Annotated in this window: 15 protein-coding genes; 13 read left to right on the top strand and 2 right to left on the bottom strand. The window is 42.7% G+C overall.

Annotation, left to right across the window (positions count from 1 at the left end; genetic code table 11):
• Positions 1-126 precede the first annotated feature (126 nt).
• From A0127_RS06610 to A0127_RS06560, 11 genes are all read left to right on the top strand, one after another.
• Entirely contained in the window at positions 127-1,185 is a 1,059-nt protein-coding gene (locus A0127_RS06610) for a glucose-1-phosphate thymidylyltransferase (RefSeq protein ID WP_062389562.1), read from the top strand.
• Between the two features lie 9 nt (positions 1,186-1,194).
• Entirely contained in the window at positions 1,195-2,196 is a 1,002-nt protein-coding gene (gene rfbB / locus A0127_RS06605; RefSeq protein WP_062389560.1) for a dTDP-glucose 4,6-dehydratase, read from the top strand.
• A gap of 45 nt (positions 2,197-2,241) precedes the next feature.
• Positions 2,242-2,529: a hypothetical protein gene (locus A0127_RS06600; protein WP_062389557.1), complete on the top strand. Its 288-nt coding sequence runs from the start codon at positions 2,242-2,244 to the stop codon at positions 2,527-2,529.
• Positions 2,487-2,828, top strand: a complete 342-nt coding sequence (locus tag A0127_RS06595) for a type II toxin-antitoxin system VapC family toxin (RefSeq protein WP_062389554.1) — start codon at positions 2,487-2,489, stop codon at positions 2,826-2,828. Before A0127_RS06600 ends, A0127_RS06595 begins: the two co-directional genes overlap by 43 nt.
• Before the next feature lie 13 nt (positions 2,829-2,841).
• A complete protein-coding gene (gene rfbC, locus A0127_RS06590; RefSeq protein WP_062389551.1) occupies positions 2,842-3,399 on the top strand; it encodes a dTDP-4-dehydrorhamnose 3,5-epimerase in 558 nt (185 codons plus the stop codon).
• A 52-nt stretch (positions 3,400-3,451) separates the two neighbouring features.
• Entirely contained in the window at positions 3,452-3,640 is a 189-nt protein-coding gene (locus tag A0127_RS06585) for a hypothetical protein (RefSeq protein WP_054840609.1), read from the top strand.
• Positions 3,628-4,098 (top strand): type II toxin-antitoxin system VapC family toxin, encoded by a 471-nt coding sequence (locus tag A0127_RS06580; protein ID WP_062389548.1) that lies wholly within the window; start codon positions 3,628-3,630, stop codon positions 4,096-4,098. The genes A0127_RS06585 and A0127_RS06580 overlap by 13 nt, the downstream gene beginning before the upstream one ends.
• Positions 4,095-4,958: a dTDP-4-dehydrorhamnose reductase gene (gene rfbD, locus A0127_RS06575; RefSeq protein ID WP_062389545.1), complete on the top strand. Its 864-nt coding sequence runs from the start codon at positions 4,095-4,097 to the stop codon at positions 4,956-4,958. Before A0127_RS06580 ends, rfbD begins: the two co-directional genes overlap by 4 nt.
• A gap of 135 nt (positions 4,959-5,093) precedes the next feature.
• Positions 5,094-5,705: a helix-turn-helix domain-containing protein gene (locus A0127_RS06570; RefSeq protein WP_231855740.1), complete on the top strand. Its 612-nt coding sequence runs from the start codon at positions 5,094-5,096 to the stop codon at positions 5,703-5,705.
• On the top strand, positions 5,692-6,540 hold the full coding sequence (locus A0127_RS06565) for a hypothetical protein (RefSeq protein WP_062389539.1): 849 nt from the start codon (positions 5,692-5,694) through the stop codon (positions 6,538-6,540). Before A0127_RS06570 ends, A0127_RS06565 begins: the two co-directional genes overlap by 14 nt.
• Before the next feature lie 16 nt (positions 6,541-6,556).
• Entirely contained in the window at positions 6,557-8,086 is a 1,530-nt protein-coding gene (locus A0127_RS06560; RefSeq protein ID WP_062389536.1) for a flippase, read from the top strand.
• Here the strand turns inward: A0127_RS06560 and A0127_RS06555 are convergent.
• Positions 8,083-9,414, bottom strand: coding sequence for a sulfatase-like hydrolase/transferase (locus A0127_RS06555; RefSeq protein ID WP_062389534.1), 1,332 nt, complete (start codon positions 9,412-9,414; stop codon positions 8,083-8,085). The two genes, A0127_RS06560 and A0127_RS06555, sit on opposite strands and share 4 nt — an antisense overlap.
• A gap of 282 nt (positions 9,415-9,696) precedes the next feature.
• Between A0127_RS06555 and glf the strand changes: the two genes are divergently transcribed.
• Complete coding sequence (gene glf, locus A0127_RS06550; RefSeq protein ID WP_062389532.1) at positions 9,697-10,881, top strand: UDP-galactopyranose mutase; 1,185 nt, start codon at positions 9,697-9,699, stop codon at positions 10,879-10,881.
• Complete coding sequence (locus tag A0127_RS06545; RefSeq protein ID WP_062389530.1) at positions 10,878-11,936, top strand: glycosyltransferase family 2 protein; 1,059 nt, start codon at positions 10,878-10,880, stop codon at positions 11,934-11,936. The genes glf and A0127_RS06545 overlap by 4 nt, the downstream gene beginning before the upstream one ends.
• 98 nt (positions 11,937-12,034) lie before the next feature.
• Here the strand turns inward: A0127_RS06545 and A0127_RS06540 are convergent, their stop codons facing one another.
• Positions 12,035-14,131 (bottom strand): DUF2206 domain-containing protein, encoded by a 2,097-nt coding sequence (locus tag A0127_RS06540; protein ID WP_062389527.1) that lies wholly within the window; start codon positions 14,129-14,131, stop codon positions 12,035-12,037.
• Positions 14,132-14,180 lie beyond the last annotated feature (49 nt).

The raw sequence follows: 14,180 nt of genomic DNA, 5'->3' as shown, positions 1-14,180 counted from the left end.
TTTGAAGCTATTGAAAATCAGCCTGTGGGTAATTCTAGCTCCAAATCCTGTGCAGTTGTTAAATTCTGTTTTACTCCAAAAACTTTTAATATCACAGCCATCCAGAGAATTTTTTGGGTGACTCTCATGAAAGCCCTAATTCTGTCCGGAGGCCACGGCACCAGGCTCAGGCCGCTCACATATTCCCAACAGAAGCAATTAATTCCCGTCGCAAACAAGCCGGTGCTGTTCTACGCCATTGAAGATGTAATCGAAGCCGGGATACACGAGATTGGGATAATAGTCGGGCCCAACGCAGAGCAGGTTAAGAAAGTCGTCATGAGCAGGGAGTGGGACGCGAACATCGAGTTCATTTACCAAGGGGAGCCCAAGGGCCTAGCTCATGCAATACTCGTTGCAAGGGACTTTCTAGGCGATGAGGACTTCGTAATGTACCTCGGCGACAACATCCTCCGTGAGGGAATAGTGAGGCACAAGAAGTACTTCGAAGAGAACGATTTTGATGCAAGCATACTCCTCCAGGAGGTTCCAAATCCGCAACAGTTCGGTGTTGCCGAGCTGAGCGAAGACGGCAAGACCATCAAACGCCTGATTGAGAAGCCTAAGGTCCCTCCGAGCAACCTTGCATTGGTTGGCATATATTTCTTTAAGCCGGTTATCCATGAGGCCGTGAGGAACATAAAGCCGTCCTGGAGAAACGAGCTTGAGATTACAGATGCAATTCAGTGGCTCATCGACCACGGCTATAAGGTGGGCTGGACAAAGGTTACCGGCTGGTGGAAGGACACAGGAAAGCCCGAGGACATTTTAGATGCCAACCGGCTCATCCTTGATGACATAGAGACAGATATCAAAGTCAATACGAAGGCCAGAATCCATGGGAGGGTTGTAATCGATGAAGGGACTGAGATTGACGAGAACACCGTAATCAAGGGACCGGTCGTTATAGGGAAGAACTGCAGGATCAAAAACGCCTACATTGGACCTTACACCAGCATTGGGGACAACGTCGTTATTGAGAACACAGAGATTGAGGACTCAATAATCCTTGAGGGTAGCGAAATCAGGAACGCTGGAAGGATAGTCGAGAGCCTGATAGGACGTGGAGTGAAGATAATTAACGGTACTGCCCACCCACTCGGCAGAAAGCTGGTCATCGGCGACAATTCCAGGCTGATACTGTGAGGTGGAACCATGAGGTTGTTGGTAACGGGGGGAATGGGCTTCATAGGAAGCAACTTCATTCGCTACATTCTGGAAAATCATAAAGACTGGGAAGTTATAAACCTCGACAAGCTCGGCTACGGCTCAAACCCGGCAAACCTGAAAGACATCGAAGGGAACGAGAGGTACACCTTCGTTAAGGGAGATATAACAGACTACGAACTCGTGAGCGAGCTCGTTAAGAAAGTTGATGGGGTAGTTCACTTTGCCGCTGAGAGTCACGTGGACAGGAGCATTTCAAGCCCGGAGCACTTTTTGAGAAGCAACGTTATTGGAACTTACACTCTCTTAGAGGCCGTTAGGAGAGAAAATCCTGAAATTAGGTTCGTTCACATAAGCACAGACGAGGTTTACGGCGACATTTTGAAGGGCTCCTTTACTGAAAACGACAGATTGATGCCGTCCTCCCCTTATTCGGCCACGAAGGCCGCCAGCGACACCCTCGTCCTTGGATGGGCGAGGACTTACGACCTGAACGCTTCCATAACGAGGTGCACCAACAACTACGGCCCCTACCAGTTCCCTGAAAAGCTCATTCCGAAGACGATAATAAGGGCAAACATGGGGCTTAAGATCCCGATATACGGCACGGGTCAAAACGTGAGAGACTGGCTCTATGTGGAGGATCATGTTAGAGCCATTGAAGCAGTATTACTCAGGGGGGAGTCCAGGGAGATATACAACATCTCCGCCGGCGAGGAGAAGAGGAACATAGAAGTTGTCAAGACTATCTTGAAGCTCATGGGTAAAGATGACAGCCTAATCGAGTTCGTAGAGGATCGGCCCGGCCATGATTTGAGGTATTCACTCGACTCCTGGAAGATAACCCGTGACCTTAAGTGGAGACCAAAATACAGCTTCGAAGAGGGCATCAAGAAGACCGTCGAATGGTACCTTGAAAACGAGTGGTGGTGGAAGCCTTTAGTCAATGAGAAAGTTCTCCATCCCACGCCCTGGAAGCTGGGGTGGTAGCAACAATTAAATATGTGTGCACACATAATTTATTAAGGTGATGCTATGCCTACAATGACCCTTTCCATCCCCCCAGAGCTCTATCGCAGGATGAAGAAGCATCCTGAAATCAAATGGAGCGAAATAGCGAGAAGGGCTATAGAAGAGTACCTCCAAGAACTGGAAAGTTCAAAGGCAGAGATTTCTATGGACGAGTTTAGAGGTCTTCTTGGGGAAGAGACACTAAAGGAGATAGAAGCCACCCATAATGAAGCTTACGAAGGATACTACAAAAAAGTGAGGGAGCTGGAATGGGATCGAACAAAAAGAAGTTCTACGACACGAACGTCCTGATAGACGCAGCAAGGAACAGAGACAGCCTAGAAGAAGGATACACAACAGTACTTAACCTCGTTGAGTATCCCAAAGCGGCTCTCCTAGACCTGAACCTTTTGATACCCACCGTAAAGGAGTACGCACTCGCGGTTGAGCTCTCGGAAAAGCTTGTGAAAGAAGGCACTCCGGTTCCTGCAGTTGACATCGTAATAGCCGCGGTTTCAATATCCCGGGGGCTAACTCTAATAACGAAAGACAAGCACTTTGAAAAGATAAAGAAAGTCGCCCCAGAGCTTCAGGTTGAGTTCCTTGAATGAGGAGGTAATAAAAATGCCATTCGAGTTCAAGAAGCTGGAGATCCCAGATGTAATCCTTATCAAGCCCCGCGTTTTTGAAGACGAAAGGGGCTTCTTCATGGAGACCTACAAGAAGCCCGACTTTGAGAAGGCCGGCATTAAGGGGGAGTTCGTGCAGGACAACCACTCCCGCTCAAAATACGGCGTTCTCAGAGGTTTGCACTTTCAGAGGGAGCCCTATGCGCAGGCAAAGATAGTGAGGTGTGTGAGGGGAGTTATCTACGATGTTGCAGTAGATTTAAGAAAGAACTCGCCGACGTTTGGAAAGTACGTTGGCGTCATTTTGTCGGAGTTCAACAAGTATCAGCTCTACATCCCGAGGGGCTTTGCCCACGGGTTTGTAGTTCTGAGCGATGTTGCAGAGGTCGTTTACAAGGTGGACAATGTCTACGCTCCCGACCACGAAGGTGGGCTCATATGGAACGACCCGGATGTGGGAATTAAATGGCCAGTCGAAGATCCAATAATCTCTCCGAAAGATCAGAAGTGGCCAACTCTAAGGGAGTTAATTGAAAGGGGATGGGTGTTCTAGGGAAGCGAAGTATTTTATATTCTTAAGGCAGAATAGTTGAACGGGTGAGAGAATGGGAAAGATAGCGATAGAGCTCAACGTCCCAGACGAGATTTTGAAAACACTGGATATCAACAGGCTCAAAAGAATAATCGAGAGGGAAATCGTCATAGAACACAGTGTGAAAAAACTTCACGGGAAGTTCAAGGGAGTGGATCTCAAAAGACTCTTGGAAGAGGTCGAGGAGGAATGGACAGTCTAGCAGCTTTTGTGGATACCAACGTAATAATTGAGCATCTGGAAGGCAGTATTGACCTGCTGGACTTGAAAGAGAGATTTGATATTTTGTACTCAAATGGAATAGTGTTCAGTGAGGCCCTTATGGTTTACATAAGGGCGTTAACTGGAGAACGCCCTTACACGTTGAAACATGACCCAGACATGATCAAGAACTTAAAAGAGGACTTGACGGATTTTGCTAGACTCTTTGAGCTCTTTTTTGATCTGGAGATTAACAGAACCATCGAAACTCTTGCAGTTGAGTACATGATAAAATATGGTCTGCTGCCCAATGATGCGCTGATTCTTGCCACATGCAAGTTCTATGATGTCAGATACCTGATATCTTTTGACAAGGATTTTGCTGATGCGTGTGAAGGGGAAGGGATAACCCTTCTTGATAACCCCGAAAAATTAAGTGGACTTGGTGGTCTTCAATGAGGATCGCTATAGTTGGAGCAAACGGCCAGCTCGGAACAGATTTGGTAGAAATTTCCAGTGAAGATCCCGAATTTGAGGTTGTTCCTTTAACCCACAAAGACCTCGATGTGGCTGTTTTAGACAGCTTGAAGATTTTGAAAGAGGTTAAGCCTGACGTTATTATCAATACGGCTGCTTACGTCAGGGTTGATGACGCCGAGCTTCATCCAGAGAAAGCCTTTGCCGTTAATGCAATCGGGGCTTTAAACGTTGCAAGGATTGCCAATGATATTGGAGCGATCAACGTTTACATCAGCACAGATTATGTTTTTGACGGCGAAAAGGGGGAGCCTTATACTGAGGAAGACACACCCAACCCGATAAACGTCTACGGGGCTAGCAAGTACGCTGGGGAGATTTTCACTCGGAACTACTCTTCTAAGCATTATATAATCAGAGTGGCAAGCCTTTACGGAAAAGCTGGAGCAAGCGGCAAGGGCGGGAACTTTGTAGAATGGGTCATTGAAAGGGCAAAAAGTGGTGAGGAGCTTAGAATCGTGGACGACCAGTTCATGAGTCCAACGTATACCAAGGACGTCGCCAGAACTTTGAAGGAGTTTTTAAAGCTGAAACCGGAGTTTGGGGTTTATCATATGGTTAATGAAGGCTTTTGCTCGTGGTATGAGTTTGCTAGGGCGGTGTTCAAGATCCTGGGTTGGGACGTTCAGATAAAGCCCATAAAATCGAATGAACTTAACAGGTTGGCGAAGAGGCCGAGGTTTTCTGCGCTGAAGAACGAAAAGCTAGAAGAGCTTGGTTTAAATATGAAGCCTTGGAAAGAAGCATTGAAGGGGTATTTACAGGAGAAGGGATATTTATAGAGTTAACAAACACAATCATGGCAAATTAAAACTATCACAGCGATCTCTAATGAGCGAGGCGAGTCAACTCCAGTCATGTTTTTATCCTCAATATCAACAAAAGACTTTTAAATATTTGTTGATATTATAGATTTGGTGGATAGAGTGAAACCCCCAACTTCGAGGGAGAAGATTTACAGCCTGCTTTTTGATCACGCCCCAATTTCAGTCCCTGAAATCTCAAGAATCACCGGGATGAACTACAAGTACGTCTTTCAGGTTGTCAGGACTCTAAGAAAGGAAAATTATCTGACGGTGGTGCCGGGCGGAAAGCTGGTGATCCTTGACAGGAAGGGGCTGATATTCAGGTGGGCGAAGGATAAGGAGATAATCCTGAATTCTCTGAGCCCGGTGACCATGGGGCTTATCCCGGATTACGACCTGAGGGATCTGGTTCTCTTCTCCGGAAACTCTGCCCTCTGGCTGCTCGGCAGGATAATCAGCCCCGCGGGTGGGATCATTTATGCAAGTGAAAAAACATTCAAAGAGCTCATGAAGTTCAGGGATCCTGAAGGCTACCCCTTTAAGGTCTACATCTACGATGACTTCTACTTCAAAATCCGGAAGGAGCTCAACGGTTACTACATCCCAAGCTGGGGAATGATTCTGGCCGATATGCTCGTCCAGGGGACGTACACAAGGCTCTTTGACGATGTCTTTGAAACCGTTGTTTCCACAATTGAAGGTGAGGAGAATGAAGGGGTTTGAACTCTCCGAGGATATCTTCCTTGAGGTTTATGATTCAAGGAGCTACAACAATAATGTTATCAGGGAGTCAATAAACGCAATGTTCAAAATTGCCGGAGAGCTAAAAGGAAAGGTTATCCTTGTTGGCGGCTGGAGTGTGTATTACTGGGTGGATAACGTTTTAGGATACAATGGTATTCCATCAATTGACATTGACTTCCTCGCAAAGGCTGAAAGCTTTGAGGAAATAAAGGAGGTCATGAAAAACCTTGGCTTTCAAAGCGCGGGCTTCAGATTTGCAAAGCCCATCAAAACCTTAATCGTCAGGGAAGATGTGAAGGTGGATTTCCTCTTTGATAAAAAGCCTTCTCAGCTCAGCTTTGACACCCCATTCGCTTCGTCAATTTTCGGGAATAGATATTATTCAAAGGTTCACTTTGAAGTTCGTGACTTCGGCAGGGATCTAATTGCTGAAGGGGATGTTGACGTTGCTTTTCCTGAGGCAGTCTTGGCTTTAAAGTTCGACATCTACACCAATGCGGAGGATTATCCAGACGACAAGAGGGACAAGCACTGGAAGGACGTAATTGATGTTTACTCTCTTATAATGGGCTTCTATAAGAAAAGAGATGTGTGGCGTGAGAAGGACTTCCATCTCAGGAGGGACATTCTAAGAGAGCTTTATAAGGCTAAGAGCTACAAGCCAGCTTCAATTTATGAAGTTTTAAACGAAAGTCAGTACAAGGAAGACATTAAGGTAATGCTGGCGGATTACGTCGGATTCAGGGTCTTCGAAGAGAAGCTCTTTGAGAGGAGACTCAGAGAGCTTGAGGAGATTATTAAGAACAACCAATAGACTAAAGGTGAAATCCATGAGCGAGGCGAGCCAGGCACTGCAGAAGATTGCAAGGGGAACGGGGATCGTCTTTGCCGGGACGATTATTTCGATGCTCTTCGGGTTTTTAAGCCGGGCGGTGATAGCGAGGTACTTTTCCACTGGAGAGTATGGAGTGTTTAATCTAGCCCTGACGGTGCTGAACATCGCTCTCGTTGTGGCGACGCTGGGCTTTCAGAACGCCCTGCCGAGGGAGGTGGCGTTCTACAGGGAGAGGGAGCCTTCTAAGATTGGGGATCTGGTCTCAACGGCTCTGGTTATTGTCGCGGCGAGCAGTTTTGTAATCACGGTGCTCCTGGTGCTCGGCTCGGGCTTTGCTGCCCGGGTGTTCAGCGAGGAGAGGCTGGTCTACGCATTAAAGATAGCCGCCCTTGCCCTGCCGTTCTGGGCCCTGACAAGTGTGGTGGTTGCGGTTTCCAGGGGCTTCGGAAGGGTCAGGGAGCAGGTGTACTTCAGGAACATAGTCTATCCGATAGTCTGGCTTGTACTCGTTGTGCTCATGGCTGTTCTCGGCCTCCCGTTTACTTCAATATTCTGGATGTACATCCTGACTCAATCGGCGGTATTTCTGGCCCTGGTCTTTGAGGTGCACAGGATCCGGCTTTTTAACGTAAAGCCCTCTTTTGATCCTGCCCTCGGGAAAAAGCTGGTTCTCTTTTCCCTCCCCCTGATGTTCGTTGGAATTCTGAATTTTTTGATGACATGGACCGACACGCTGATGCTCGGCTATTACAAGGGCTCGGAGGTCGTAGGATTGTACAATGCGGCCACTCCCCTGGCAAGGTTGATCCCCATCTTTCTGGGTTCTGCGTCTGTAATCTATTCCCCCATAGTCACGTCACTGTACGCCCAGGGGAAGATCGGGGAGATGGGGAGGGTCTATCAGATCCTGACGAAGTGGGTGTTCCTCCTGACGCTCCCCATATTTGCCGTCATGTTCCTCTTTCCAAAGGCCACCATATCCTTCCTCTTCGGCGAGAAATACGTCTCCGCCGCACCGGCACTCCAGATACTGTCTCTGGGGTTCATGTTCCACACGTTTCTGGGACTAAACGGCATGACGCTTATCGTTATTGGAAAGCCAAAGCTCAACATGGTAGGGGACACCTTTGCCGTGGTATCCAACATCTCCCTGAATCTAGCTTTGATACCCCGGTATGGAATGGTCGGTGCCGCCGTCGCCACGGCGGTTTCCTACTTCGTGGCCAACGTCTTCAGGTCATACTGGCTTTATAAGATGACTGGGATACATCCATTCAGCTGGAACTACGTGAAGCCGCTGGGAATCAGCTTCCTTTTGCTTGGAGTTCTTAAATGGCTGAATCTGGACGTGGAAGACATATGGCACGCGATCCCGGTGCTCGTCGTTTTCCTGGCGGTCTATGCTCTGCTGGTGCTTTTAAGCAGGAGCATTGACAGGGAGGATGTTGAACTTTTGTTGACGGTGGAGAAGAGGCTAGGAATAAACCTGGGGAGAATAAAGAAGATTTTAAGGAAGTTTGTTTAGAGCTTTATCTTCGGGACTTTTGCCACGGTGGCCGTTTTGAGGAACTTTACGACTTCTTTTTTCATGTGTTTCACAACGTCTTCTGTAACCTTAATGTTGGGGTCATAGGATTTTATCTCCTCGAACTTCCAGTCGGTAACGTTGAAGATGCCCTTGAAGTTCTTGTAGTAGATGGCTATGCGATGCTTCTCTATATCTTCTATCCTGGATTTTAGTTCGGGGGATAACTTATCCGATGGAATGGGGCTGGGATTACCATATGTTTCAGAAAACACAATCTTATCCGATAAGGAAGATGCTCCGTCTCCAATTGCAGCTTCTATTATAGTGTTGTATAACCTGATCAGAGAAATATACTGGGCAGATTCTTCACTTGTATTGTCAATCGATACTTCAGAAAGAGCGTCTGGATATTTTATCCATAAAGGAACTCTAATTAGTTCATCATCCAAAAATACACCATGTCCTAAACGATTATTCTCCCCCAAAAGTTGCCCATGATCACTAGTTATTATAACCAGGGAGTTCTCAAAAAGGCCTTTCTGTTTTAAGATTCCTAAAAGTATTTCTAATTTATTTCTTAGATATTCTGCCTCTTTTTGATACCCTTTTCTCCAATCTTCTATAAGCTCTTTAGTAACCTTTCCAGTAAGGGTAGTGACAATCCCCCCTAATGCTGGATATTTCATACTATATGGTTCATGAACTTCCATTAGGTTTATAACGATAAAGTTCTTATCTTTTAAGTCAAGATTCTTTAGAATTGAAATGGCTTTATTAATCCCCTTATCAAGGGGATATCTCCTGATACGTGATAGAATCTTTTTGTATAATATAACATCCTCAACCGCCCTCCAGAGAACTTCAAATTTTCTATGATAGATTAAGTTAATGGCAGTTGATAGGTACCCGGAATTTTTTGATTTGTATTTTTTGATAATTTCTACATCCTTATGCGAAAGTTTTTCAGGATACCAGAAAATGTCATATACCTCATTGAACCCACGAAATCCAAAGTTAGGTTGAATTAAAGAGTTCGCACTTATTAGTACTGTATTATATCCCATCCCAGAAAGTTGTGTAGTAAGGAACCGTGAATGTTCTCTGATTCTGATCTTTGGTATCTTCATATCACGGGTTTCATGTACTCCATGGATTGCTGGGTACTTCCCAGTAAATATTGAGACATGACTTGGGAATGTCCAAGGCGATGGCGCAATCGCATTTGAATAGTAGACAAACCCATATCTTCGTAATATGGGGTTAAGGTACTTTTCCCCATAGTCTTTGCGAAGCGTGTCGAGGATTATCAGAATAATATCGTCCATAGTTATTACCTCCTCTTACCTCCTCTGCAATTAATCACTAACGATCCCCATACGCTATATCCCACAATCTTTATTCTTAATAATTTTTTGTGTGCATTATGAATTCTATAATGCTACGGGCAATATACAGCCTCTAGTAATCTTTTAAGGAAGTCCTACTTACACTGTATGTCTTTCGTGGTTTTGTAGACAGTAGTTGTGAGTATAGAAAAGGTAGATAGAAGACATCAACACAGAAAATATTTTAAGGCTGATTCCACAGACATTGACGGTGTTGAATACATGTTCGACGTCGTTGTTGTTGGAAGTGGGTTTGCTGGAAGTGTATTGGCCGAGAGACTTTCTAATGTATTGCGGAAGAGAGTATTAATTATTGAAAAGCGACCCCATATAGGAGGAAATAGCTATGATTATTATAACGAGGAGGGACTTCTTGTCCATAAATATGGGCCTCATGTATTTAGAACGAATTCAAAAGAAGTCTTTGAATATCTTTCAAAATTCACTGAGTGGATCCCATATCAACACAAAGTTTTGGCAAATATAAATGGAACAAAAGTTCCAGTACCGTTTAATTTGAACTCACTATATAAGCTATTCCCTGCAGAAACAGCTAGATCATTAGAATTAAAACTAGTAAAACACTTCGGTTATGGTACTCGAATACCAATACTTAAACTAAAAAAAGTTGCTGATGAACTTGGAGACAAAGATTTGAAGTCCCTAGCAAACTTCGTTTATGAGAAAGTTTATTTAAACTATACTCTTAAACAATGGGAAGAATCTCCCGAGGAGCTGATTGGGGTACTAGATAGAGTCCCAGTGGTACTCTCTAGAGATAACAGATATTTTAATGATAAATATCAAGCGATGCCAAAGTATGGGTATACTACATTGTTCTACAAAATGTTATTAAATCCCAATATCAAGATATTACTGAATACAGATTATAAGGAGGTTCTTGAAGTTGATATCGATACTGGTGAAGTTTCTCTTTTTGGAAAACCTTGGAAGGGAATACTAATATATACCGGCCCAATAGATTATTTCTTTGATTATGAATTCGGAGAATTACCCTATAGATCCTTAGAGTTCAAATTTGAAACTTATAATGTTGAATATTTTTTAGATGCAGCCGTTGAAAATTATCCCAATGAGTACGATTTTACAAGGATTACAGAATTTAAGAGACTAACATTCCAAAAACACCCAAAAACAACTGTCGCTTATGAGTATCCTAGGAAGTACATTCCTTCAAAAAACGAGCCATATTATCCAATCCCAAGGAAAGAAAATCTCAGAAGATACCAGTTATATAATGAACGTGCAAGGTTGTTAAATAATAAAAGCAAGACAAGATTCATATTCATTGGTAGACTAGCTGAGTACAAATACTACACTATGAGTGATGTTATTCAAAGAGCACTTGATGAGTTCAAGAAACTAATGGGGGCAAATAAAATATGAAAGAAGATACAGTATGTGCTGTTGTAGTTACATATAATAGAAAAGAATTGCTCCTAGAATGCTTAGAAGCGCTAAGGAGACAGACGAGACCAATAGATGCTATTTATCTCATAGATAATTCTTCAACAGATGGGACACCAGAATTCCTTCTGGAAAAAGGGTATATCAAAGAATTACCACCCCCCAAATTACTTAAACCATGGGAAAAAATTTTTATAATCCATGATGCAATGTCGGAGAAACGCATAAAATTCCATTATGTTAGGATGCCCAAAAACGTGGGAGGAGCTGGAGGCTTCTATGAAGGGGTAAAGCGAGCATATAGTATGGGGTATACTTGGTTGTGGTTAATGGATGATGATGCAGAACCTGCTCCTAATGCTTTAGAAAAATTACTAGAGGCACTGGATTCTCTAAACTTGGAAGAGATCAGTGCCATAGCTAGCTCTGTGGTTGAGTATAACAAGATTAATCTGTATACTAGGGGATATCTCGATTTTGATAATCCATTTCCATTGATTCAGAAACCAGCACCCTATGAGGTGTATAAACATAAGGTTTCAGAAATAGATTTTGCTTCTTTTGTTGGCATCTTAATTCATAGGGATGCTATTTCAAAAATAGGTTTTCCTAAAAAAGAGTTCTTTATATATCATGATGACGTTGAGTATTGTATCCGCCTAAAGCAAGTTGGCAAGATTTATTTAGTCCCCGGCAGTGTGATAAAACACAAGGGGGCTCTAAAAAAACAGGAATTACCAACAAGAAAGTTTTTTGGAAAAATGTTCTACAGAATCCCTTACAGAGAGCTTTGGAGGACTTATTATGGAATCCGGAATCTCACATATTTGGGAAAGATATATTCAAATAGTAAATTTAAGTTCATAATAAGATTATTAAAAAAGTATCTTCTTTCATTAGTAAGTATTATACTTTTTGATGATCATAAAATTACAAGGATATATTTTATCTCTTCTGCTTACCTTGATGGACTGATGGAGATTTTTGACAACAAAAAACCAAAGAGGATTCTTTACGGAAGAGAGTCACAATAAAAATTTAGGGTGATCTTTTTGCTATTTTGCTTACTTGGAAATGTTGAGAATAGATATTGGAATACTCAGAATATAGAGCGATGTCTTCTGAGGTTTCCTTAACGTTGGCAATATATACTCACATGCGGATTAGCGTAAATTTTGTTAAAATTATACAACTGTTTCCATAAATCTGTCTGATATAAAGAGATGAATTCATGGATTGGAATGCCTCCTGCTCCAAAATAAAAACTTTCTATCTCTTTGTGTAATGTAGTTTCTTTCCCAAGATATACATATTCTTGAGTCTCAGGGAAATCCTGTACTACTATGGATTTCTTAAACCCAAACCATTTGGTTTTTATTCCTAATCCTGAAAACAATGGAAACTTGAAGTTGCCTAAATAGGTAATGCTATTTTGAATCTCATAATGCTTTATCCATTTCGCCCCAATGATTTCTTTTGTACTCCAAGAGGGAGATTGATACCTATTGAGCCACATAGGCGGATATGGATCATGGAAAATTGTTAGTACAACCCCAGAGTTAAACAGAAAATAAATTACCAATAGAACCGAGAGAATCTTGACCTCATAATTATTAGATATAGTATTACTAGATACCATGTTTTTATAAAGGTTATAAAAAATTCTACTTAGTGCATTTGCCCCAATAATTAAGTATGGGGATAGGAAAAATAATGTTATCTGATAAAGCCTTGGAGTATTTAATCTATTCGCAAAATATGGAACAATTACTCCGGCAACGTCATAAGCGAAGAACACAAAGGACAATACATAAAATTCTATATATTTTTTCCTGGGATCCTTGGCAATAGTATAAGCCGCGGCTAGAATCCCCACTGAAATAAAACCTTGAGCAATGATATTTATCCATTTTCCTACTTCCCTCGCAAGAGTGGTTTTACTTACTATAATTGCGAGTCCTTGTGATCGCTGTATATCTCCCAAATCTTTGAGCATTAAGAGTGTTTGATATCCAACATCCACTAACTTTTGAAATTGAAACCCTCCCCCGACATGCTGGTACCAGAACAGAGTTATCACCCATGTAAATATTATAATTCTATTATTTATGTTTCTTTTTGTTTTGATATTCCCCAACAGGAGAAGGGAGACAAGTGCAAATATTGCTAAATATGCAGTCCCATAGTGCGAGATTACTAGAGACACCAGGAACACACTCAAAAATATAGAATTTATCTTTCTTATTGTTGCATAAACAAGCAGGGCCAAGTATACTTCTGCGATCATTTGTCTCGCAAGAGCCATCATTTCTGTGAAAAATGTAAAGAGAAACATAAAGAATAATACTGAGAGTTCAGCCCGAAGTTTATCTTGCAAAAGCATTTCATAGGCCTTTAAAAGTACCACTGGAACTAATGAAAATATAAATGGATACATAACTTTGAATATTGAGACCAGATTCATACTTGTTACCAAAGAAGATAATGGTGCAAGTATATTTATACTTGCAACAGTATTATATGCTTTAAAAGTTGAAATTTCCCAGACTCCTTTTGATAAAACTAAATTTGAATAGTAGTACTCCCCATTTATGTCGTATCCCCAGATATAGTTCCAGGATACCCCAAAAACAGTTGACCACATAAGGGAAATCGCAATTGACCATATCCCAAAGGCTCTGTTAAAGTTCTTGGATTTAATAAAAACTAGTGGGGTAAGCGCTATCACGAAATAAAGGAGAAGCAATCCCTTGTTATCCCCGTAGTGGCTGAAAAAGTAGGCACCAAGCAGAGACCCGGCGGGCAGAAGGGCAAAGAATAAGTCCCACTTTGCTATCCTGATCTGCCTTCTGGTGTGCTGAGGCACCGGCACTGACCTGATCTGCTCCACCGCGAGTAGCCCCAGGGTAACCACGTTAAATGTCAAGAGAATCGGAAGAATGGTTATAGGTTTTTCAACCCCAAGGAGTGGATATACAAAATTTGCAAAAATCCCCATAATCATGACGACCGAGATGCTGAGGGCAACTTCGAGGAATATCTCTTCAGAGATGCTTTCCGTTTTTGTGTTAAATATCCTTAAGAGAAGATACCCCGGTAGGAACATCAGGGCAACGAACCCAAAAATCTGCCTGACCAGTGGTATGCGGATGCCTAAGTAATCCGCTAGTATTCCTGAGTTCAACCCCAACAAAATCGAGATGGTGATTATCAGTGATTTTCTGTCCATTTAATCTCTCCCCAAATGTAATGCCACCAAAAAACCTTTTAATATTTTT

The sequence above is a fragment of the Thermococcus peptonophilus genome (assembly GCF_001592435.1).
Taxonomy (GTDB): Archaea; Methanobacteriota_B; Thermococci; order Thermococcales; family Thermococcaceae; genus Thermococcus; species Thermococcus peptonophilus.
The sequence above is the reverse complement of the archived record's forward strand: the minus strand, read 5'-3'. Positions and strand labels throughout refer to the sequence as shown.